Source organism: Streptomyces sp. NPDC043738, from assembly GCF_056436545.1.
The window spans coordinates 267,574-289,643 of the sequence record NZ_JBWKCJ010000005.1; the positions used below are offsets into that span (position 1 = coordinate 267,574).

Annotated in this window: 20 protein-coding genes; 11 read left to right on the forward strand and 9 right to left on the reverse strand. The window is 73.6% G+C overall.

All coding sequences use genetic code 11. The features are described from left to right. Nucleotides 1–284 precede the first annotated feature (284 nt). Together AC0680_RS10300 and AC0680_RS10305 are read left to right on the forward strand one after the other, a co-directional pair. Complete coding sequence (locus AC0680_RS10300) at nt 285–737, forward strand: BlaI/MecI/CopY family transcriptional regulator (RefSeq protein WP_478626524.1); 453 nt, start codon at nt 285–287, stop codon at nt 735–737. Continuing rightward, the gene (locus AC0680_RS10305) at nt 734–1,711 is read left to right on the forward strand and encodes a M56 family metallopeptidase (protein ID WP_478626526.1); all 978 of its coding nucleotides are present in this window, start codon (nt 734–736) and stop codon (nt 1,709–1,711) included. The genes AC0680_RS10300 and AC0680_RS10305 overlap by 4 nt, the downstream gene beginning before the upstream one ends. 78 nt (nt 1,712–1,789) lie before the next feature. On the opposite strand, the gene AC0680_RS10310 is transcribed toward AC0680_RS10305, so the two are convergent. Together AC0680_RS10310 and AC0680_RS10315 are read right to left on the reverse strand one after the other, a co-directional pair. Next, on the reverse strand, nt 1,790–3,286 hold the full coding sequence (locus AC0680_RS10310) for a sensor histidine kinase (protein ID WP_478626527.1): 1,497 nt from the start codon (nt 3,284–3,286) through the stop codon (nt 1,790–1,792). Next, on the reverse strand, nt 3,287–4,054 hold the full coding sequence (locus AC0680_RS10315) for a response regulator transcription factor (protein WP_478626529.1): 768 nt from the start codon (nt 4,052–4,054) through the stop codon (nt 3,287–3,289). A 301-nt stretch (nt 4,055–4,355) separates the two neighbouring features. On the opposite strand from AC0680_RS10315, the gene AC0680_RS10320 reads away from it, so the two are divergent. From AC0680_RS10320 to dgt, 4 genes are all read left to right on the forward strand, one after another. After that, a complete protein-coding gene (locus AC0680_RS10320) occupies nt 4,356–4,910 on the forward strand; it encodes a GH25 family lysozyme (RefSeq protein ID WP_478626531.1) in 555 nt (184 codons plus the stop codon). Nucleotides 4,911–5,019: 109 nt separating this feature from the next. Then, nucleotides 5,020–5,850, forward strand: coding sequence for an ammonia-dependent NAD(+) synthetase (gene nadE, locus AC0680_RS10325; protein WP_478626533.1), 831 nt, complete (start codon nt 5,020–5,022; stop codon nt 5,848–5,850). A gap of 199 nt (nt 5,851–6,049) precedes the next feature. Next, on the forward strand, nt 6,050–6,403 hold the full coding sequence (locus AC0680_RS10330) for a hypothetical protein (RefSeq protein WP_478626535.1): 354 nt from the start codon (nt 6,050–6,052) through the stop codon (nt 6,401–6,403). A 58-nt stretch (nt 6,404–6,461) separates the two neighbouring features. Continuing rightward, nucleotides 6,462–7,787 carry a dGTP triphosphohydrolase gene (dgt, locus tag AC0680_RS10335; RefSeq protein WP_478626537.1) on the forward strand — a complete coding sequence of 442 codons (1,326 nt, stop codon included), beginning with the start codon at nt 6,462–6,464 and terminating at the stop codon, nt 7,785–7,787. 90 nt (nt 7,788–7,877) lie between these two features. On the opposite strand, the gene AC0680_RS10340 is transcribed toward dgt, so the two are convergent. The 7 genes from AC0680_RS10340 to AC0680_RS10370 form a co-directional block, all read right to left on the reverse strand. After that, entirely contained in the window at nt 7,878–8,720 is an 843-nt protein-coding gene (locus AC0680_RS10340; RefSeq protein WP_478626539.1) for a cytochrome c biogenesis CcdA family protein, read from the reverse strand. After that, nucleotides 8,717–9,490 (reverse strand): DsbA family protein, encoded by a 774-nt coding sequence (locus AC0680_RS10345; protein ID WP_478626540.1) that lies wholly within the window; start codon nt 9,488–9,490, stop codon nt 8,717–8,719. Before AC0680_RS10345 ends, AC0680_RS10340 begins: the two co-directional genes overlap by 4 nt. Nucleotides 9,491–9,545: 55 nt before the next feature. Next, nucleotides 9,546–9,953, reverse strand: a complete 408-nt coding sequence (locus tag AC0680_RS10350) for a hypothetical protein (RefSeq protein ID WP_478626542.1) — start codon at nt 9,951–9,953, stop codon at nt 9,546–9,548. A gap of 109 nt (nt 9,954–10,062) precedes the next feature. Beyond that, nucleotides 10,063–10,602, reverse strand: a complete 540-nt coding sequence (locus tag AC0680_RS10355) for an ATP-binding protein (RefSeq protein WP_478626543.1) — start codon at nt 10,600–10,602, stop codon at nt 10,063–10,065. Nucleotides 10,603–10,866: 264 nt separating this feature from the next. Then, nucleotides 10,867–11,634: an enoyl-CoA hydratase/isomerase family protein gene (locus AC0680_RS10360; RefSeq protein ID WP_478626545.1), complete on the reverse strand. Its 768-nt coding sequence runs from the start codon at nt 11,632–11,634 to the stop codon at nt 10,867–10,869. Between the two features lie 95 nt (nt 11,635–11,729). Continuing rightward, nucleotides 11,730–12,971: a L,D-transpeptidase gene (locus AC0680_RS10365; RefSeq protein ID WP_478626547.1), complete on the reverse strand. Its 1,242-nt coding sequence runs from the start codon at nt 12,969–12,971 to the stop codon at nt 11,730–11,732. A 192-nt stretch (nt 12,972–13,163) separates the two neighbouring features. After that, a complete protein-coding gene (locus AC0680_RS10370; protein ID WP_478626548.1) occupies nt 13,164–14,480 on the reverse strand; it encodes a L,D-transpeptidase in 1,317 nt (438 codons plus the stop codon). A 249-nt stretch (nt 14,481–14,729) separates the two neighbouring features. Between AC0680_RS10370 and glgX the strand changes: the two genes are divergently transcribed. From glgX to AC0680_RS10395, 5 genes are all read left to right on the forward strand, one after another. Then, nucleotides 14,730–16,985, forward strand: coding sequence for a glycogen debranching protein GlgX (gene glgX, locus AC0680_RS10375; protein ID WP_478626550.1), 2,256 nt, complete (start codon nt 14,730–14,732; stop codon nt 16,983–16,985). 119 nt (nt 16,986–17,104) lie between these two features. Further along, nucleotides 17,105–18,061: a helix-turn-helix domain-containing protein gene (locus AC0680_RS10380; RefSeq protein WP_478626551.1), complete on the forward strand. Its 957-nt coding sequence runs from the start codon at nt 17,105–17,107 to the stop codon at nt 18,059–18,061. After that, on the forward strand, nt 18,009–18,140 hold the full coding sequence (locus AC0680_RS10385; protein ID WP_478626552.1) for a DUF397 domain-containing protein: 132 nt from the start codon (nt 18,009–18,011) through the stop codon (nt 18,138–18,140). The genes AC0680_RS10380 and AC0680_RS10385 overlap by 53 nt, the downstream gene beginning before the upstream one ends. Nucleotides 18,141–18,275: 135 nt before the next feature. Further along, on the forward strand, nt 18,276–20,066 hold the full coding sequence (locus AC0680_RS10390; RefSeq protein ID WP_478626554.1) for an ABC transporter ATP-binding protein: 1,791 nt from the start codon (nt 18,276–18,278) through the stop codon (nt 20,064–20,066). Next, on the forward strand, nt 20,063–21,895 hold the full coding sequence (locus tag AC0680_RS10395; RefSeq protein WP_478626556.1) for an ABC transporter ATP-binding protein: 1,833 nt from the start codon (nt 20,063–20,065) through the stop codon (nt 21,893–21,895). Before AC0680_RS10390 ends, AC0680_RS10395 begins: the two co-directional genes overlap by 4 nt. Nucleotides 21,896–22,070 lie beyond the last annotated feature (175 nt).

A 22,070-nucleotide genomic window follows, 5' to 3' on the forward strand; every position in this document is an offset into this window, starting at 1 on the left:
CACCGCGGGGCCGCCTGGGGGTGCGGCCGAGTGGTGCGGACGGCGGGGCCGGCGGGCGGTTTCCCGGCGCCGGAGGCCGCGGGCGGCGCGCCGGCGCCGAGGCCGCCGACGGACCGGGCGATGCCCGTGAGCTCGCCCCTCACCTGCGCGGATGTGGCGGCTGCGGCCATGTCGGTGGCCCCTCCCATAATGGGTTGCGGGCCTGTCGAGCGGCCGGCCCGACCGACTACAGCCCCGTAGACGGTCTACGGCACTGTAGACGACGAACCGGTGAAGGGCGTTCCATGTCGGAGACATCACCCGCCCAGCGGCGCCCCTCGGGCGAGCTGGAGGCGAGCGTGCTCGCGGCGCTCTGGGCGGCCGAGGGGCCGCTGAGCCCCGCCGAGGTGCAGAGCGCGCTGGGCGGCCGGCTGGCCCGCACGACCGTGACGACGATCCTGACCCGGCTGCACGACAAGGGCGCGGTCTCCCGCTCCCGGGCCGGCCGCGGCTTCGCGTACTCGCCCATACAGGACTCCGCGGGGCTGACCGCCCGGCGGATGCGCAGCGAGCTGGACAAGCAGGACGACCGCGGCACCGCGCTCGCCCGCTTCGTCTCCCAATTGACCGATGAGGACGAGCAGTTGCTGCGCTCCTTGCTGGAGGGGGCCAGGGACATCGGTCCGGCGGGGGCCGCGGACAGCGGTCCGGCGGGGCCGGGTGCCGGGGCCGGGCCGGGCTCCGGGGGCGCGGCGTGATCGTCGCCGTGTGGATTCCGCTGCTGGTGCCGCTGGTCGCGGTGCCGGCCGCCCGCCGGCTGGCCGAGTCGCTGCCGCCGCGCACCGCGGCCTGGCTGCTGGCCGGCTGCTCCCTCGCCCTGGCCGGCTGCACGACCGTGGCACTGGGCCTGCTGCTGGCCGCCGGAGCGCTGCGGCTGCCCCCGGTCGCCGCCCTGGGCCATCTCTCCCTGCCCCTGCTCGGCGGCGATCCCGCCGTGTCGTTCCCCGCGGCCTGCCTCGCCGGCGCGCTGCTCGCCCTCTGCGCGATCGCCGTCGCGGTCCGCGCCCGCCGGCACCACAGCGAGCTGCGCTCGGCCCGGCGGGCCACCGACGCCCACCCCGTCCGCGGCGACCTGTGCGTGCTCCCGGACCCCGCGCCCGACGCGTACGCCCTGCCGGGCCGGCCGGGCCGGGTGGTGGTCACCGACGGCATGCTGCGGGCGCTGGAACCAGCCGAGCGGGAGGCGCTGCTGGCCCATGAGCGCGCCCATCTCGCGGGGCGGCACCATCTCTTCCTGCTCACGGCCGCGCTCGCCGCGGCCTGCCATCCGCTGCTCCGCTCGCTGCGCGCACCGCTCGGCTATGCGCTGGAGCGCTGGGCGGACGAGTCGGCCGCGTCCCAGGTGGGCGACCGCCGGGTCACCGCCCGCGCCATCGGCCGCGCCGCCCTCGCCGCCCGCCCGTACGCCCCGGCGCCGCACCGCCCCCGCGGTCTCCTCGCCGCCACGGCCGGCCCGGTGCCGCGCCGGGTCGCCGCCCTGCTGGCCCCCGGCCGGCCGCCCGGCCACCCTCCGATACGGACCGGCCCGCGCGGCCGCCGTCTGATCGCCGCGGCCCTGCTCGTCTGCGTCTCCCTGTCCGCGGCCGCCGCCCTGGACGCCGCCGCCGACCTGCACGAGACGGTGGAGGTGGCGCAGGCCCGGCCGGCTCATGGGCAGTCGGCGGCGCACTGAGCGGCGCCGGGGCGCACCCGGCTGCCCGGTCACTCCGATACCCGGTCACTCCGGCACCCGGTCGTCTCCGCCGCCCGGTCACCTCCGGAGGCTCCGCACCACCGGCTGCGGACCGGTCCAGGGGCGCGCGCCCGCGCCGACCCCCGTGCCCGCCCCCTTCCCCCTGCCCACCGTGAAGCCCAGGACGGCGCCGCCGCCCGGGCGGTGGGTGACGAAGGCATGGCCGCCGTGGGCGGTGGCGATCTCGCGGACGATGGCCAGGCCCAGGCCGGAGCCGGGCAGGCCGCGTGCGGCCGGAGCCCGGTAGAAGCGGTCGAAGACCCGGGTGAGGTCGGCCTCCGCGATGCCGGGGCCGCGGTCGAGGACCTCGATGCGGGCGCCGGTGACGACGACCTCGATCGGCTCCGTCCCGCCCGCGTCGAACTTCGCGGCGTTCTCCAGCAGATTGCTCAGCGCCCGGTGCAGCGCGGCGGACCGCCCCTCCACCACCGCCGGACGCAGGCTCCGTACGGTGATCTCACGGCCGGTGCGGCGGCGGGCCGAGGCCGCCGCCTTCTGCGCGACCTCCGCCAGGCCCACCTCGGACAGCGGATCGTCGGCGCGCTGTCCGGCCGCCAGGTCGACCAGCTCGTTGACCAGACCGCTCAGCTCCCTGGCCTCGCCGGCCAGGTCGGTCAGCAGCTCCTCGCGGGCGTCCGGCGGCAGCTCCTCGAACCGCTTGAGCAGCGAGATGTTGGTGCACAGCGAGGTCAGCGGGGTGCGCAGCTCATGTCCGGCATCCTGCACGAGCCGCTGCTGGTCCTGCACGGCGCCGGCCAGCCGCCCGAGCATGTCGTCGAAGGCCCGCCCCAGCCGGGCCACCTCGTCCCGCCCCGCCACCGGCACCGGGACGTCCAGCCGTCCGTGCTCCGCCACGCTCTCGGCGACCGAGGTCAACCTCACCAGCCGGCCGGTGATCCGGCGCGCCAGCCACCAGCCGGCCGCACCGGACAGCGCGATGACCGCGGCCGCCAGCAGGGCGGTGCGGTGCTGGAGCGCGGAGAGCAGCTCCTCGGTCCCGCTGGACTTCCGGGCGACCTGGACCGCCCCGCGGCCGCCGCCGAGCGCGACGGTCGCGACGTGGTACTCCCCGTCGCCGAGGTCCGCCTCGCGGCCGGTGTGCGAGCCGGCCCGCTCGTCCATGGCGATCCGGCGCTCCGCGGCGCCGACCGGCAGGACCGGGCTCCCCGGCTCCACGATCCGGCCGCCGGCGCCCAGGATCTGCACCTCCGTACGGGTGGGCCGGGTGAGGTCGTCGCGCGGCCCGCCGCGGTCGGGGCGGGAGCCGGCGTAGTCGCCGGGCCCGTACGGCTGCTCCCGGACCTGGGTGCGCAGATCCCGTACGACCTCGGAGAACACCGACTTCTCGTCCACCCGGACCAGCCGGGCCGCCGCGTCGTAGCTCAAGGATCCGACGAGCACGCTGACCGCCGCGGCCCCGGTGGCGAACGACACCGCGAAGGCGGTGCGCAGACTGGCGGGCTCACGGGTGCGCGGCCAGCCGGCCGGGCGGCCCCGCCGCCATGATCCGGGCACTCAGTCCGCCCGCAGGACGTAGCCGACACCGCGCACGGTGTGGATCAGCGGCCGGCTTCCCGGGACGTCGACCTTGCGCCGCAGATAGCCCACGTACACCGCGAGGTTCTTGGAGCCCGGCCCGAAGTCGTAGCCCCAGATCCGGTCGTAGATCGTGGAGTGGTCCAGCACGGTCCCGGCGTTGCGGGCGAGCAGCTCCAGCAGCGCGAACTCGGTCCGGGTCAGCTCCAGCTCGCGCCCGCCGCGCCAGGCGCGGCGCGAGGGTCCGTCGATCCGCAGATCGGCCGCCTCGACGACGCCGCCGCCGGCCGGCCGGGCGTCCTCCGCCGCGCCTGCCGCAGCCTCGGCACCGGCGGCGGCCTCGGCGTCGTCGGGCGCGTCGGTGCCGTCCTCCGCCCGCTCCGCCGTCCGCCGCAGCAGCGCCCGCAGCCGGGCGAAGACCTCCTCGACCTCGAACGGCTTGACCACGTAGTCGTCGGCCCCGGCGTCCAGACCGGCGATCCGGTCCGCCGTCCCGGCCCGGGCGGTGAGCATCAGGATCGGTGTGCGGTCCCGCTCGGCCCGCAGCGCCTGGCACACCTGCAGCCCGTCGATGCCCGGCATCATCACGTCCAGCAGGATCACGTCCGGCCGCTCGCGGTGGGCGGCGGCGAGCGCCTGGACGCCGTCGGAGACGGCGGTGACCTGATACCCCTCCAGGGTCAGGGCGCGCGCCAGTGCGGTGCGGATGGGCCGGTGGTCCTCGGCGAGCAGTACGGAACGGGTCACCCGGCAAGTCTGCCAAGGGCCCGGCGGGGCGGTGCGGGCCGGTCGCGGCGGCACCACCGGTCCGCGGCCGGCCGAAGCCGCCGGCGGATTTACTCCGCTTGCTCAATTCGCCTGCGCCGTAAGGAACTTCCCGTCCACGATCTGGCGTCCTGACTGGCGAACATGCTGAACTGCTGGAACGAACTGGACGGCACGAACGGGAACAAAACCGCATCGCACGGGGCACACAGAACGTAACGCAGAGACCAGTTCGACCAGTTGGCGCTTCGAATCCGCAGGTCCGATCGGCAGGAGGCCGTTCATGCTGCACGGTGTCGATGTCAGCTCCTACAACACCTCGTATTCCGCGGAGGGACTGGACTTCGTTTTCGTCAAGGCCACCGAAGGCCGTTCCTACATCAATCCGCACCAGAACACCCAGGCCGCGAAGGCCCGTAAAGCAGGCTGCGTGGTCGGTTTCTACCACTTTCTGTGGCCGGGGAATATCGCCGCCCAGGCCCGGTATTTCGTGGAGAAGTGCGCGTCGGTCCAGGGCGACATCCTGGCCTGCGACTGGGAGCGCACCGGCGAGGGCACCTATGCGAGCAATGCACAGAAGGACCAGTTCCTGGTCGAGGTGAAGAAGCTCCGCCCCACGCACCGCGTGATGCTCTACTGCAACCGCGATTTCTGGCTGAACCACGACACCACGTCCTACGCGGCCGACGGCCTGTGGATCGCCGACTACGTCTCCGCCGGGCACCCCCGGATCAAGGCGAAGTGGCGTATCCACCAGTACACCGACCGGCCGCTGGACAAGGACGTCGCGGACTTCTCCAGCAAGGCCGCCCTGAAGAAGTGGGCGCACCCGGCATAATTTCCTACCGGCACGCGGATTCACGTAATCCAGGAACCGTGCGTACGCACCAGGCAACAGGCCGTGCCGCACACCACGCGGCGCGGCGGGAGAAGCAGAGGAGCAAGTCGTGACCGACCCGGCGTCCAAGGCCCTGCAACAGGAGATCGCCCGGGATCTCCAGGTGACCGCGTCCTTCGACGCCGAGCAGGAGATCGAGCGCCGGGTGGCCTTCCTCACAGAGCGGCTGACCTCCACGGGCCTGCGCTCGCTGGTTCTGGGGATCAGCGGCGGCGTGGACTCCACGACCACCGGCCGGCTCTGCCAGCTGGCCGTGGAGCGGGCCCGCGCCGCCGGGCACGAGGCGACGTTCTACGCGATGCGGCTGCCGTACGGCGTCCAGGCGGACGAGAAGGACGCCCAGCGGGCGCTGGAGTTCATCCGTGCCGACCGGGAGCTGACCGTCGACATCCGCCCGGCGAGCGACGCGGCGCTGCAGGCCGCGCTGGACGGCGGACTGACCTTCCGCGACGCCCACCACCAGGACTTCGTCCAGGGCAACATCAAGGCCCGCCAGCGCATGATCGCGCAGTACGCGGTCGCGGGTGCCCACGACGGCCTGGTCGTGGGCACCGACCACGCGGCCGAGGCGGTGTCCGGGTTCTTCACCAAGTTCGGTGACGGCGCGGCCGACGTCGTACCGCTGACGGGGCTCACCAAGCGCCGGGTGCGCGCCGTGGCGGCCGTGCTGGGCGCCCCCCGGGAGCTGGTGACGAAGGTGCCCACCGCCGACCTGGAGACGCTCGACCCGGGCAAGCCCGACGAGGACGCGCTCGGTGTGAGCTACGACCAGATCGACGACTTCCTGGAGGGCGAGCCGGTGGAGGCCACCGCCTTCGAGGCCATCGTCCGCCGCTACCGCCTCACGGAGCACAAGCGGGCCCTGCCGATCGCGCCCTGAGACGCGGGCGCGGGGCACCTGGCCGCCCGGTGGTCCACCGGTGGCCGGGCGCCCCGCCCGACATGTCATGAGCCGGCAAGGGGACGGTCACCGTCCCGGTGCTAAATCATGGGCGGGGGCGGGCATGCATGCGGCCATGGGAAGCCGCGAAGTGAGATCGAAAGATCAACTGTCAGTGGGTCCGCCTACGCTCCAGGACATGGGTTACGCAAACCTGCGCGAACTCCAGACCGCGCTGACCACCGCCTCCGACCTTGCCTCCACTCTGCAGTCCGCGCCGACCCGGCAGGGCGCGGACCAGCTCGTCGACGTCCTCCGGCAGGCGCTGACCGCCGCCAGCTCGCTGGGCGCCGAGACCGGCCCGACCGGCTGCGCCCTCCATCCGGGCGGCGCGGTCGACCCGCTGTACGGCGACCCGGAGGACCCCCTCCCGCCGGGATACGGCAAGTGCCTGCTCTGCAACGACCGCCGGCGCCGGGCCGACGCCCACCACCCGCACATCCGGCCGCACCCCCGCCCGCACCCGCACTGGCGGCGACGGCTCAGTGCCTAGGGGCCTCCCCCCGCCGCCGCTCGGACGCCCCGCGGCCGGGCGGGGCTACCATCCGCGCATGCGACCTGCCACATACAGCGATGAGGACCTCGAGCAGCACTCCCTGCGCCGACGGGTGCCCGACGACGGGCAGCGGTCCGGGTTCGAGCACGACGTGGACCGGATCCTGTACTCGACGCAGTGGCGGGCCCTGGCCGGCAAGAGCCAGGTCGTGGCGAGCGCCGAGCTGGGCGCGTACCACACCCGGCTGACGCATTCGATGAAGGTCGCCCAGCTCGGCCGCCGGATGGCGGAGCGGCTGGAGCGCCGGTACGGCGGCCCCAACCCGGCGCTCGTCGAGGCGGCGTGCATGGCCCATGACATCGGCCACCCGCCCTTCGGGCACGCCGGCGAAATGGCGCTGCGCACCACGATGGACGAGCTGCACTTCGCCGACGGCGTGCTGGACAGCTTCGAGGGCAATGCCCAGACCCTGCGGGTGCTGACCTTCCTCGCCGCCCACAAGTACCCGGGCCATCGCGGACTGCATCTGACCCGGGCCTGCCTGGACGCCGCCACGAAGTACCCGTGGGAGCGGGCACCGGTCGACCAGGATCCGGCGCGGCATGTGAAGTGGGGCGTGTACGTCGCCGACCGGGAGGCGTTCTCCTGGGTGCGGGCCGGCCGCGCGGATCTGGCCGTACCGGTCGAGGAGCAGGTCATGGACTGGGCGGACGACGTCACCTACGCCTGCCACGACGTCGAGGACTTCTACCGCACGGGCCTGATCCCGCTGGCCGCGCTCTTCCCGCCGGACGGCGGTGCGGGCGGCGAGACCGAGCGGGAGACCCGTCGCTTCCTGGACTATGTGCAGGCCAAGCGGGCGCGGTCGGGTGAGGCCTTCGACCGCGAGGCGGCGCTGGTGCTGATGGCGGACATCGGCAAGCGGCTCGCGGTCCCCGCCCCGTACAGCGGCAGCCAGGAGGACGCGGTCGCGGTCAACCGGCGCACCGCCGATCTGATCTCGTACTTCACCCGGGGGATCGAGCTGGAGGTGGGCGGCGCGGCGGCCATCCGCTACGGGGCGCGGCTGGTGATCCCGCCGGAGCGGCGGGCCGCCTGCGATCTGCTCAAGGAGCTGGTGTGGGCCTACGTCATCGACCGGCCCGCGCTGGCCACCCAGCAGCACGGCAAACGACGGATCGTCGGCGAGCTGCTGCGCTGGAGCCATGACGCCCCCGAACTGCTGCCGCCGGACCGCGCCGAGGAGCTGGAACTGCACGGCGACCGGCTGCGTGCCGCGGCCGACCATGTCGCCTCGCTCACCGAGGACCAGGCGCTGGCCCTGCACCGGCGGCTGTCCGGCACGGGCCTGGGCTCGGTGAGCGACAACGTGTGGCGGTGAGGCGGGGGCGGGCCGGGGGACGCGGACGGACAGCCGTCCCCCGGACCGCCGCCGTCCGCCCCGGCCCGCGGCCGCTTCGCGCCGGCGCGGCTACTCGGCCCCGTCGCGCGGCTTTCGCTCCTGCCGCAGCGCGATCCGCCCCAGCACCCCGGCGACGAGCAGCGCCGCCACCGCGATCAGCACGTAGTCCGGTACGCCGTTGCCGATCCGCCTCGCCCATTCCTCGACCCGGAACTCGGTGTCCGCGTCGAGGATCCCGGGCAGCGCGCTGGTCCCGTTGAAGCGCAGGAACAGCACGCCGATGCCGATGAAGAAGACCCCGGACAGCAGCGAGGTGGTGTGCAGCCGCAGCCTGCCGAGGCGGAGTTCCCGGCCGCGCAGCCAGCCCCGGGTGCCGAGCTCGAAGCGGTCCCACAGCAGCGCCAGGACGAACAGCGGCAGTGCCATGCCCAGCGCGTACACGGCGAGCATCGAGGCCCCGTACACGGCGTTCCCGCTGACCGCGGTCACCGTCAGCACCGCGCCCAGGATCGGGCCGGCGCAGAACCCGGCCAGGCCGTAGACGCAGCCGAGGAGGAAGGTGGAGACGGCGGAGCGGGGGGTGATCCTGGCCGCCGCCGCCTGGGCGCGCCGGGAGGCGAAGCCCAGGCCCAGGATCTGGGCGAGGCCCATGGCGATGACGACCCAGCCGCCGACGGCGATCAGCAGTTCACGGTGGCCGTTGAACAGCCGGCTGGCCGCCGTACTGGCCGCCCCCAGCGGCACGAGCGTGGTGGCCAGCCCGAGGTAGAACACCCCGGTGCGGGCCAGCAGCCGGCCCGGAGTGGCGAGGGAGTAGGCGAAGAACGCCGGCAGCAGCAGCGCGCTGCACGGGCTGAGCAGGGCGAGCGCCCCGCCCAGGAACGCCGCGAGGTAGCCGATGTCGGTGGTCACTCGCCGGCCCCCGAGCCCTTCGCACCCGCCTTCGCCGCGGCGTCCTCGACGGCCTGCGCGAAGACCTCGGTGGGCTGGGCCCCGCTGATCGGCCGCCCGTTGACCAGGAAGGACGGCGTGGACTGCACGCCGAGCCGGTAGCCCTCGTCCTGGTCCTTCTTCAGCGCGCGCTCGGCGCCCGCGCTGCCCAGGTCCGTACGGAACTTGTCGAGGTCCGGCACACCGCTCGCGCGGGCCAGCTCGACGAGCTTGTCCTCGGCCAGGTCACCGCCCTTGCGGGTCTTGGCGTACAGCGTGTCGTGCAGCTGCCAGAACCTGCCCTGCTGCCCGGCGGCCCACGACGCGCGGGCGGCCCGCTCGGAGTCGGCGCCGAAGACGGGGAAGTTGCGGAACTCGATCCGCAGGGTGCCCGCGTCGACGTACTTCTTGACCAGCTCCGGCTGGGTCTCGCGGGTGAAGCGGCCGCAGAACGAGCACGCGTAGTCGGCGTACTCGACCAGGACCACCGGGGCGTCCTTCTTGCCGACGGCCAGCGGATCGCCGGCCGTCCGCCGGCTGGTCTTCTCGGCGAGGTCGTCGAACATCTTCTGCTGTGCGGCGTCCCCCTGGGAGCCGGTGGTGGCGGCCCCCGATGCGCCGGTGCGGCCGGTGTCGCGGCCGCCCTCGACGGCCTTGCCTACGGCGATGCCGATGGCGATCACGGCCACGACGAGGGCGACGACCGCGCCTACGGCGGCGAGTTTGCGGGTGGGTGAGGCGGAAGTGGGCATGCGGAAGCTCCAGACGTACGAAGAGGGATTGCGGCCTTGTGCGTCGGGGAGCGGCCTAGATCCGCAGTACGGGGAGGAGCGCGGTGTGGTCGACGGCGGACGCGCCGTCCGTCGGCGGCCGGGCGAGCGCGAACTGCGCGGGCAGGTCGGCGGCGAGCGGCCCCGGGCCGACGGTCGCGGGGGCCAGTGGCTCACCGCGGTGCGACGCGGGCGGCGGGGCGGACTCCTCGGGGCCGGGCGCGTGCCGGTCCGAGCACCTCTTGGGCGCGTCGGCCACCGGGACGTCACCCGGTCCGTCGAAGGCCCGGCTCTCCTGGGCGACGGCGTGCCACACCCGCTCGGCGCCGGCGGCGCGGCCGCCCGCCCGGGGCTGGTCCCCGCCGGCCCGGCACAGCAGCGACCCGAAGGCCACCGTGAGGAGGAGCAGCAACGTCATCGCAGCCGACCGGCGCATGGCGTCCATGTCCCTCCCTCCGTACCGTCCGCGCGTATGAGCAACCCATCCTACGGACCGTCGCCGGATGCCCGGAGCCCCGACCGGCGTGCGGCCGAGGGCGCGCGAGAGCCGCTGCTCAGCGGTCGGTGACCCGCATCTCGAACCAGGTGGTCTTGCCTCGGGGCAGCAGGTCCACGCCCCAGCGGTCGGAGAGCTTGTCGACGAGGAAGAGGCCCCGGCCGCTGGTGTCCATTTCCTGGACGGGCATGAGACAGGGCAGGCCGCGGGACGGGTCGCGCACCTCGATGCGGATCCAGCCGCGGCGGCGCAGCATCCGCAGTCCGAAGGTGCGGGCGCCGGTGTGGCGCACGGCGTTCCCGACGAGCTCGGAGACGAGCAGGACGGCGTGCTCGGCGAGCTGGGGTGTCAGGGACCACTGCCGCAGGAGTACGGCGGCGGTCAGCCGGCGGGCGATGCCGGCGGACTGGGGGCGGGAGGGCAGCCGGACCTCACCGATGTTCGGGTCGCCGACGAGGTCGAGTGCCGCGGACGCCGGGCCGGAGGGGGCCGGAACCGGTCTCCGGTCCGCACCGGGGATGTCCCACCGTGCGGCGGCCGAATCGCTCCGCGGCCGCGGCTGCTCCATTCCTTCGAGGCCCGCCATGCCCCCCATCATGGCTGCTACTTGGCGGTCACGGGGGCGGAACCGGCGGAATCCATTGCCCGGAATCTCCGGTTCCAGCCCCCTTGCGGGACATATGCCAACGACATTTAAGGTTCCGGGACTTACGCCCTGACCTGCGATGACACCGGGCCTGTACAGGCTTGGCAAGGCATGTCAACAAGGCTGCCTTAAGGCGCAATTAAGTTTTCCGCAATTCGCCCACACGAGGCATCTGGTCCCGGCCAAACCTCATTCGTCCCGCCAACACCAGAGGTTTCAGAGGAACTTGGCCTTACCGGGCCCCTCCTCGACGAAGCTGCGCATCCCGATCTCCCGGTCCGCGGTCGCGAACAGCCCCGCGAACCAGTTGCGTTCCACCGTCAGCCCGGTGTCGATGTCCGTTTCCAGGCCCGCGTCGACGGACTCCTTCGCGGCGCGCAGGGCCAGCGCGGGACCGGCGGCCAGCCGCGCGGCCCAGGCGTGCGCCTGCGCGTAGACCTCGGCGGACGGCACGACCCGGTCGACCAGGCCGATGGTGAGCGCCTCCGCCGCCTTCACGTGGCGGCCGGTGAAGATCAGGTCCTTGGCCTTGGACGGGCCCACCAGGCGGGCCAGCCGCTGGGTGCCGCCGGCGCCCGGGATGAGGCCGAGCAGGATCTCCGGCTGACCGAGCTTGGCGTTGTCGGCGGCGATCCGGAAGTCGGCGCAGAGCGCCAACTCGCAGCCGCCGCCGAGCGCGTAGCCGGTGACCGCGGCGACCACCGGCTTGGGGATCCGGGCCACGGCGGTGAACGAGTCCTGCAGGGCCTTGGAGCGCAGGACCATGGCCGTGTGGTCCATGGCCTGCATCTCCTTGATGTCCGCGCCGGCCGCGAACACCTTCTCGCCGCCCCAGATGACGACGGCGCGCACATCGTCGCGGCGGGTGGCCTCATCGGCCAGCTCGCGCAGCCGGTCCTGGGTGGCGATGTCCAGTGCGTTCATCGGCGGGCGGTCCAGGCGGATGGTGCCGACGCCGTCGGCGACCTCGAGATTCACAGTCATGGTGGAAGGTTAGTCCCCGTTAACGCCGTGGGGCCCGGTGCACTTGGTCACAGTGCGGGACCGGGCCCCCAACGGGTCATGCGGCGCGCCCGCCCCTACGGGCCGGCCTTCCACTGCTCCCAGGACATGTTCCAGTCGCTGAAGCCGTTGTCGGGCTGGATCGTTTCGTCATGCGAGTTCCTGACCACGACGACATCGCCGACGAGGGAGTTGCGGAAGAACCAGGCCGCCGGGGTGGACCCGTCGCCGCCGCCGCGCTGGTCGAACAGGCCCACACAGCCGTGGCTGGCGTTGCGGGTGCCGAACGTCGGCCGGCCCGACCAGTAGTTGCCGTGGATGAAGGTGCCGGACGTGCTCAGCCGCATGGCGTGCGGTACGTCCTTGATGTCGTACTCGCCGCCGAAGCCGACGGTGTCGCCGTTCATCCGCGTCACCACGTGCTTCTCGCTGATGACCATCTTGCCGTTGTAGGTCTCGGTGCCCGGCGCGCCCGAGGTGATCGGGATGGTCTTGATCCTCTTGCCGTCGCGGACCACGGTCATCTGCTTCGACTCGGCGTCGACCGTGCTCACCTGGCTGCGGCCGATCGTGAAGGAGACCTCCTTGGCCTGGGTGCCGTAGACGCCGGGGCGGCCCTCGACGCCGTCGAGGTCGAGCTTGAGGGTGACCTTGGTGCCCGGTGCCCAGTACTTCTCGGGGCGGAAGTCGAGCCGGTCGTTGCCGAACCAGTGGCCCTCGATCGGGACCGACGGCCGGGCCGTGACCTTGATGGCGTCCTCGACGGCCTTGGGAGAGGTGATGCCGCGGGTGAAGTGGATCGAGACCGGCATCCCGACGCCGACCCGCTGGCCGTTCTCGGGGCTGTACCGGCCGATGAAGGTGTTCTTGGGGACGAGGGTGGTGAAGCCGGCGTGCTCGGCGGCCTCCCGGCCCTGGCGGTCCACCGCGACCGCGTCGACGGTGTACTCCGTCGAGGCGCCCAGATGGCCGCTGGGCCGCCACTGGGTGCCGTCGCCGGATATCTTCCCGTCGACCTCGTTGCCCTTGCCGTCCTTGACCCGGACGGACGTCAGCCGGCCGTTCTCGGCGGTCACCTTCAGCGCGCCGCTGGTGGCGACGTCGTCCGCGCCGTCCTTGGGCGAGATCGTCACCGCGGCCCGGGAGGCGGCCTTGTCCCCGCCCGTCTTGCCGGCCGGTCCGCGGTCGTCGGTGTCGTCCCCGCCGCACGCGCTCACCAGCAGCAGCGTCGCACCGAGCAGAAGTGTGAGCGGGCCACGGCCCCCGCCTGGCCACCGGCGCCGGTGAGCCGGCACCCCCGGATTCGGCTGGACGTTCACGATCGGCCCCTTTCCCCCTCGCACGGCCCGCGGTCGCCCGCACGCGTCTGCCCGCAGCCGCGCGCTTGCCGTTAGGTAACCACACCGCGGTGACAGTGAACTCCCCGCGGATGTCACCGTTCAGTCCCAAGTGCGAGGGTGCTCGGGGGTACTCGCGGAGGCGTGCGCGCGCCCAGGGGCCCGACCCCCCGGTCAGCCCAGCGCCGAACCCGCCCGCCACTGCTCCCACGGCATGTTCCAGCCACCCAGGCCGTTGTCCGGTGCGACCATGCGCTCCGGGGAGTTGTGGACCACCACCAGGTCGCCGACGATCGACTGGCCGAAGAACCAGCCCGCGGGGGTGGTGCGGCCACCGCCCTTGATGTCCCTGAGGCCCACGCAGCCGTGGCTGGTGTTTCTGCCGCCGAAGACCTCGGGGCGCGCCCAGTAGTTGCCGTGCAGAAAGGTCCCGGACCTGGTGAGGCGCATGGCGTGCGGCACGTCGGCGATGTCGTACTCGCTGCCGAAGCCGACGGTGTCGCCGTCCATCCGGGTCACCGAATGGCGCTCCAGAATCACCATCCGCCCGTTGTACGTGGGGTTCTGGGCGTCGCCCGCGGTGACCGGCAGCACCGCCACCACCCGGCCGTCGCGCCGCACCGTCATGGTGTGCCGCGCCGCGTCGATGGTGCTGACCTGGTCCCGGCCCACCCGGTAGTGGACCGTCCGGTGCTGTGTGCCGTAGGTGTCCGGTCCGGCCTTCACCCCGCGCAGCCGCAGCTGCACGGTGACTTCGGTGCCCGGCCGCCAGCGCTCGCGGGGCCGGAAGTCCAGCCGCCGGTGCCCGAACCAGTGGCCGGAGACCGGTACGGCGGGCCGGGCGCTCACCTGGACGGCCCGTTCGACGGCCGCCCGGTCGGTGACCGGCCGGTTGAAGACCATCGAGAAGATCAGGCCGGTGCCGACCGTGGTGTCGCTCGGGGGCGAGAAGCGGCCGATGACGCGCCGGGCGGGCACGGCCGTGGTGAAGGTGGTGTGGCGGGCCGCGCGGTGCCCCGCCTCGTCCAGCGCCACCGCGTCGACGGTGTACTGCGCACCGGGCTGGAGCGGCCCGCGGGCCGGGCGCCAGACCGTGCCGTCCGAGGAGATCCGGCCGGCGACGGACTGCCGGCCGGCGTCCCCGTCGCGGCTGACCTCCACCCGCTCCAGCCGGCCCTGCGGCACCCGGATCTCGAACCGCCCGTCGGTCCGGACGCCGTGGGCGCCGTCGTGCGGGACGATGCGGATCATCTCCTCCACGGTGCGCGGGGGGCCGCTGTCGAACAGCACCGAGTCCGCGCAGCCCGCCAGCGCCACCGCTCCGGCGAGCCCGGCGACGGCGGCGAGCGCGGCACGCAGCCGTCGCGTGGCACGGGAACCGCCCCGGCGGCCCGACCGGTCCCGCACCCGGACCGGCGTCCGGGCCCGCACACGGACACCGCCGCGGCTCGTCGCTCGGTCTCCTGCTCGGCCCTGGTGATGGACGGTCATATACCGGATTGTGACGGATGACCCCCGGGTCGGGAGGTATGCCGCGTAACGGAATGTCAGGGACATCTCTCAGCAAGGCATGGACAGAACAATGAGCCGCCGTGCCGGGAAGCGTGAGGCAACGCCCGGTTGCGGGAAGAACAACGGGGAGGGCGGAGACACACGCACGGCCGGGGCGCCCCAGCTGCCGCTGGGGCGCCCTCCGGTGGGGACCGCCCGACCGAGCCATGAGCCGCAGGAGGCCGGCACGTGTCGAGCGCACCCGAGCAGGAGGCGGTGGCGGACGAACCACTCGCCCCACCGGCGGACGTCCGCCCCGGCAGCCCGACGCCACTGGGGGCCCGCTACCGCACCGGGCCCGACGGCGTCGCGGGCACCAACTTCGCCCTGTGGGCGGGCGGCGCCGAGGCCGTGGAGCTGTGTCTGTTCGACGAGGAGGAGCGCGAGACGCGCCATCCGCTCACCGAGCTGACCCATGAGATCTGGCACGGCTTCCTGCCCGGCATCCGCCCCGGCCACCGCTACGGCTACCGGGTGTACGGCCGCTGGGACCCCTGGAGCGGCGCCCGCTGGAACCCCGCGAAGCTGCTGCTGGACCCGTATGCCAGGGCCGTGGACGGCGACTTCGGGACGTGTACGGAGCCGGCCGGCGCCGGCGCCGCACTGCCCTCCCGGCTCTACGGCCACGTCCGCGACTGGCCGCAGCAGCAGATCGCGGACACCGTACGCGACGACCGGGACTCCGCCCCTTACGTCCCCAAGGGCGTCGTGGTCGGCGGGGACACCGGGGACGAGGGCGGCGAGGACGAGTGGCGCGACGACCGGCGCCCCAAGACGCCCTGGCCGGATTCCATCCTCTACGAGCTGCATGTGCGCGGCTTCACGATGCGCCACCCCGGTATCCCCGAGCATCTGCGGGGCACCTACGCGGGCCTGGCACACCCGGCCGCGCTGGAGTACCTGGTCCGGCTCGGTGTCACCGCCGTCGAGCTGCTGCCGGTCCATCAGTTCGCCCACGAGGACCATCTGGTGCGCCGGGGGCTGCGCAATTACTGGGGCTACAACTCCATCGGCTACTTCGCGCCGCACGCCGGCTACGCCGCCACCGGCACCCGCGGGCAGCAGGTCGGCGAGTTCAAGCGGATGGTGCGGGCGCTGCACGACGCCGGTATCGAGGTGATCCTGGACGTCGTCTACAACCACACCGCGGAGGCCGGCGAGCTGGGGCCGACGCTCTCCCTGCGGGGCATCGACAACCGCGGCTACTACCGTCTGGCGGGCGACGCCCGGCGCTACGCCGACTACACCGGCTGCGGCAACACCCTGCACGTCGTCCAGCCCCAGGTGCTGCGGCTGATCACCGATTCGCTGCGCTACTGGGTCACCGAGATGGGCGTGGACGGCTTCCGCTTCGATCTGGCCGCGGCGCTGGCCCGCTCCATGCACGACGTGGACATGCTCTCCCCGTTCCTCGCCGTGATCGCCCAGGACCCCGTACTGCGCCGGGTCAAACTCATCGCCGAACCGTGGGACGTGGGCTCCGGCGGCTATCAGGTCGGCGCCTTCCCGCCCCTGTGGACGGAGTGGAACGACCGCTACCGCGACACCGTCCGCGACTTCTGGCGCGGCGCCCAGCACGACGTACGCGACCTGGGCTACCGGCTCTCCGGATCCAGCGACCTCTACGCATGGGGCGGCCGCCGCCCGTACGCCTCGGTCAACTTCATCACCGCGCACGACGGCTTCACCCTGCGCGACCTGGTCACCTACGAGCACAAGCGCAACGCCGACAACGGCGAGAACAACCGCGACGGCACCCACGACAACCGGTCGTGGAACTGCGGCGCCGAGGGCGAGACCGACGACGCGGAGGTCACCGCGCTGCGCCACCGCCAGCTGCGCAACCTGCTGACCACCCTGCTGCTGTCCACCGGTGTGCCGATGCTGGTGGCCGGCGACGAGATGGGCCGCACCCAGCACGGCAACAACAACGCCTACTGCCAGGACAACCCCACCAGCTGGGTGGACTGGTCGCTCCTGGACGACCCCGCCTGGCGGCCGCTGGCCGAGCTCGCCGCCCGGCTGATCGCGCTGCGCCGCGCGCATCCCGTCCTGCGCCGCCGGGCGTTCTTCTCCGGCCGTCCGCACCGGCAGGGCGGTCTGCGCGACCTGGCCTGGTTCACCGCGGACGGGACGGAGATGACCGAGCAGGACTGGTACACCCCGGGAGCCACTCTGGGCATGTACCTCTCCGGCAACGACATCTCCCAGCGCGACGCCCGGGGCGTGCGCATCGTCGACGACAGCTTCCTCGCCGTCCTGCACGCCGCCGCCCAGCCCCGCCCGCTCACCCTGCCCGGCCCGCCGTGGGCGCGGGCGTACGAACTCCTCGTCGACACCGCCCGCACGGAGCAGCCGGGGCCGGCGCATCCGCCGTACACGGCGGGCGGCACGATCACGCTCGCCGGGCGGTCGGTGCTGCTGTTCCGGGCGGTGCCGGGCTGAGGCGGACCCCCCGGACGGCTGAACCCGCCGTGGAGGCCTTGCACGGGGCACATGCCTCGTCCAGAGTCCGTTCCGACAGACGTACGGGGTGTCGACGGCGACGGGGCGAAGGGAACGCGGTGAGCCGACGCAATGCCGAGGGCGGAACGGGATCCACCCATGCCGCGGTGTTCGGTGAGGTGCTCAAGCACTTCCGGGAGGTGGCGGGGTGGACGCAGGCGAGACTCGCGAACGAGATCCCGTGCGATCGGTCGCATGTGGCGCGCGTCGAGGCCGGTACGCGGGTTCCGCAGGACACCTTCGCGAAGAAGTGCGATGAACTTCTGGGTACGGGTGGGATGTTGATGCGGCTGTGGGGACGCATCAACTGGTACCCGGAGGTACAGCATCCGGACTGGTTCGAGCGCAGGGCCGCGATGGACGCGGAGGCGACGGCGCTGCGTGCGTATCAAGAGCGGGTCATTCCTGGCCTGTTGCAGACGCCGGACTACGCGCACGCGCTGTTCTCACAGATCGCGAGCGGCGAGGAGGTGGAGGAGCGCGTGCGGGCCAGGCTGAGCCGTCAGCCGCGCTTCCTGGCGGACGACGGCCCGTTGTACGTCGCCGTCCTGGACGAGAGCTGCCTGCGCAACGCGATGGGAAGCCCCGAGGTCATGCGGGAGCAGTGCGCGCATCTGCTGCGCATCGGGCAGCGTCCCAACGTCCGTATCCAGGTGGCCCCGGCGGGCCTTTTCGGGCTCGTCCGCCCCCGAGGCTCCGTGTCGCTGATCGAACTGCCCGACGAGCGGTGGGTGTACACGGAGACGCACGACCGTGGCCACTTCAACAACGATCCGGCCCTCTACCGACGGTGCAGCCAGACCTATGATGTGCTCAGGGCGGACATCCCGTCAGCCCGCGAGACCGCCGCTCTGATCAGCGACGTGATGGAAGGGTACGAGCAGCATGGACAGGCACGAGCTCGGCGCGGCGACCTGGATCAAGAGCAGCTACAGCGACAACAACGGCGGCGACTGCGTCGAAGTGGCCCCCGGTACCCCCGCCGCCGTCCCCGTCCGCGACAGCAAGAACCCTGAGGGCCCCGTGCTGGTCTTCCCGGCTGCCGGCTGGTCCTCCTTCATCGCCGCGGTCAAGAACGGGGATCTCCCCGTCTGAACCCGTAGCAGAGCCCCGGGCAACGGCCCTCGCCATCCGGCGAGGGCCGTTGCCGTATCGTCGAGGACGGCCGGTCGGATCAACTCGTCGCCGACCGGGCGCGGTTCGACGGGGCGTGACCGGGGGGGGACGGCGATGAAGCGCAGCTCGGCCGGGGCGGCGGCGGGAGCGCACCGCCACCGCAGTGCCGGACGGTATCTGTGGTGGCTGGTGACCAGTCAGCGGTGGCGGGTCGCGGCGGGCGCGTCGTACGGGAGCCTGTGGATGGTGGGGCTGATGCTGCCGCCGTATGTGCTGTCGCGGGCGATCGACGAGGGGCTGGCACCGGGACGGCTGCCGGCGCTCGTCGGGTGGACGGCGGTGCTGCTGGGGGTCGGGGTGCTCAACGCCTGGCTGGGGATGCTGCGGCACCGCACGATGACCAGGATCCGGATGGACGCCACGTTCCGCACGGTGCGGGCCGTCGTGGCGCACACCCTGCGCCTGGGCGCGGCGCTGCCGCGGAAGGTGACGGCCGGTGAGGTCGTCACGATCGGGATCGGCGATGTCGCGGTGATCAGCCAGACGCTGACGATGACCGGACCCGGCGTCGGCGCGGTGCTGGCGTACGGGGTCGTCGCCGTCCTGATGCTGGGCGTGTCCCCGCTGCTCGCCGCGGTGGTGCTGCTGGGCGTCCCGCTGCTCGCCGTGCTGGTCGGGCCGCTGCTGGGCCGGCTGCAGGGGGCGGAGTCGCGCTATCGCGAGCGGCAGAGCGGGCTGGCGGCGCGGCTGACGGACCTGGTCGGCGGGCTGCGGGTGCTGGGCGGCCTGGGCGGCAAGGAGGTGTTCGCCGACCGCTACCGGCGCGATTCGCGGGCGCTGCGGCACGAGGGCTATCGGGTCGGCGCGGCCACCAGCTGGATCCAGGCGCTCGGGGTGGGCCTGCCGACGCTGTTCCTGGCCGCGGTGACCTGGCTCGCGGCGCGGATGGCGGCCCAAGGGGACATCACCGTCGGCGAGTTGGTGGCGGTCTACGGGTATGCCGCGGCGCTGGTGGTGCCGGTGTCGTTCTTCATCGAGGGCGGCTACGACCTGACGCGGGGCCTGGTCGCCGCCCGGCGGGTCGTGCGCTTCCTGCGGCGGGAACCGGACCCGGCGGGCGGTGCGGGGACCGGGGACGAGGCGGTGCGGGCGCCCGAGGAGCCGGCCGTGCTGCGGGATCCGGAGTCCGGCGTGGAGGTGGTGCCCGGGCTGCTGACCGCGCTGGTCGCCGCCCGCCCGGCCGAGTCGGCGGCGGTGCTCGACCGGCTGGGCCGGTTCGCGGATTCCGCGGCGACCTGGGGTGCGGTACGCCTCGACGAGGTCGGGCTGCGGCAGGTCCGCGACCGCATCCTGGTCGCGGACAACGAAGCGGACCTCTTCGCCGGGACGCTGCGCGAGGTGGTCGGCGGGCGCCGGGATCCGGCCGACGCGGCGATCGACCGCGCCGTCCATGCGGCGCTGGCCGAGGACATCGTCCGCGGTCTGCCGGACGGGCTCGGCTCGCGGGTCGAGGCGCAGGGCCGCAACCTCTCCGGCGGGCAGCGCCAGCGCCTGCGCCTGGTGCGGGCGCTGCTGGCCGACCCCGAGGTGCTGCTGGCCGTCGAGCCGACCTCGGCGGTCGACGCGCACACCGAGGCGGCCGTCGCGGGCCGGCTGCACGCCGCCCGCGCGGGCCGTACCACCGTCGTCACCAGCACCTCACCGCTGCTGCTCGACCGGGCGGACACGGTGAGCTTCCTCGTCGGCGGCAAGGTCTTCGCCGTCGGCAGCCACCGCCGGCTGCTCGACGAACAGCCCGCCTACCGCCGCCTGGTGGCGCGCGGCGAGGACGGCACGCCGAGCGACGAACAAGGCGGCGCCCCCGGGCCCCCGCCCGCGTCCCTGGCAGAGGAGAGCGCACGATGACGGCGGTCACCACCCGGCCCGCGCGAGGCGGCGACGACCTGCCCGGCGGTGCGGCCCTGCCGGTCGCCGGCCGCGCCACCACCCGACGGGCCGCGCTGCGCCTGATCCGGCTGGACGGGCGGGCGTTCGCCCTGATGCTCGCGCTGAACGCGCTGGCCGCCGGCGCCGGTCTGGCCGGCCCGTGGCTGCTGGGCCGGATCGTGGACACGGTGCGCGACGGCGGCGGGGTGCGCGCGGTCGACCGGCTGGCGCTGGTCATCCTGGTGTGTGCGCTGGCGCAGCTGCTGCTGGCGCGCTACGCCCGGTACGTCGGGCACCGCTTCGGTGAGCGGACCGTGGCGCGGGTGCGCGAGCAGTTCGTCGACCGGGCGCTTGCGCTGCCGGCCGCGATCGTGGAGCGGGCCGGCAGCGGTGATCTGACGGCCCGTGGCACGACCGACGTCACCTCGGTCGCCCGGACGCTGCGGGACGCGGCGCCGGAGGTGTTCATCGCGTCGGTGCAGGCGCTGTTCCTGCTCGGTGCGGTGGTGGTGCTCGATCCCCTGCTCGGGGCGTGCGGGCTGGGCCTGCTGAGCGGCCTGCTGGCGGTCCGGTGGTATCTGCGCCGGGCCCACCGCGCGTATCTGGCCGAGGGGGCGGCGACCTCGGCGCTGGCCGAGCTGCTGGCGGCCACCGCGGCGGGTGCCAGGACCGTCGAGGCGCTGGGGCTGCAGGAGCGCCGGCGGGCGGCGAGCGAGCAGGCGATCGAGCGGTGCCGTCGTACGCGTACCAGGACGCTGTTCCTGCGCAGTGTGCTGCTGCCCGCCGTGGAGGTCTCCTACGTCCTCCCGGTGGTCGGGGTGCTGCTGGTCGGCGGAGTGCTGCACGGGCGGGGCGGGATCAGCCTGGGGGTGGTCGTCGCCGCGGCGCTGTACCTGCGGCAGCTGGCCGAGCCGCTGGCGACGGTCCTGCTGTGGGTGGAGCAGCTCCAGAGCAGCGGTGCGGCCTTCGCCCGCGTCGAGGGGCTGGGCGGGGCCCCGCTGACCTTGAAGTCGGCCTCCGCGGCCGCCGTGCTCCCCGCCGACGACCGCATCGACGTCACGGCCGTCCGCTACGCCTACGGCACCCGGACCGGCGAGGACTCCCCCGCCTCCTCCGGTCGGGACGTCCTGCACGACGTCACCCTCACCATCCGCCCCGGCGAACGGATAGCCCTGGTCGGCCCCTCCGGAGCCGGCAAGTCCACCCTGGGACGGCTGCTGGCCGGCGTCGAGGCGCCGAGCGGCGGCTCGGTGACCGTCGGGCGGGTACCGATCGCCGAGCTGGACCCCGAGGTGCTGCGCCGCCAGGTGGTCCTCGTCACGCAGGAGCACCATGTGTTCCTGGGCACGGTCCGCGACAACCTGCGGATCGCCGCGCCCGGCGCCGACGACACCGCACTGCGCGCGGCGCTGGCGGCCGTGGGGGCCGACTGGTGCACGGAGCTGCCGGCCGGCCTGGACACCGAGCTGGGCCCCGGCGGGCACCGTCCCGACGGTTCGCAGGCGCAGCAACTCGCCCTGGCCCGTGTGGTGCTCGCCGATCCGCACACCGTGATCCTGGACGAGGCGACCGCGCTGCTCGACCCGCGCACCGCCCGGCACGCCGAGCGCGCGCTGGCCGCCGTCCTCAAGGGCCGTACGGTCATCGCCATCGCCCACCGGCTGCACACCGCCCACGACGCGGACCGGGTGGCCGTGATGGAGAGCGGCCGGCTGACGGAACTGGGCACCCACGACGACCTGGTGGCGGCCGACGGCGCCTACGCGGCCCTGTGGCGCTCCTGGCACGGGCGGACCGCGGCCGGGTGAAGCCGGGGGGAACGGGCGCAGATCGTCCGGAAAACGGACGTCGATTCCGCGCAACGGACGTTTTCCGGCCAATTAGTTGATCGGAGCCTGACAACCGGCGGGCTGTGGTGGGACTCTTCCCCGCAACCGCCGCACGGCCCCCACAGCACCACGCCACGCGACGGCCGGCTCCACC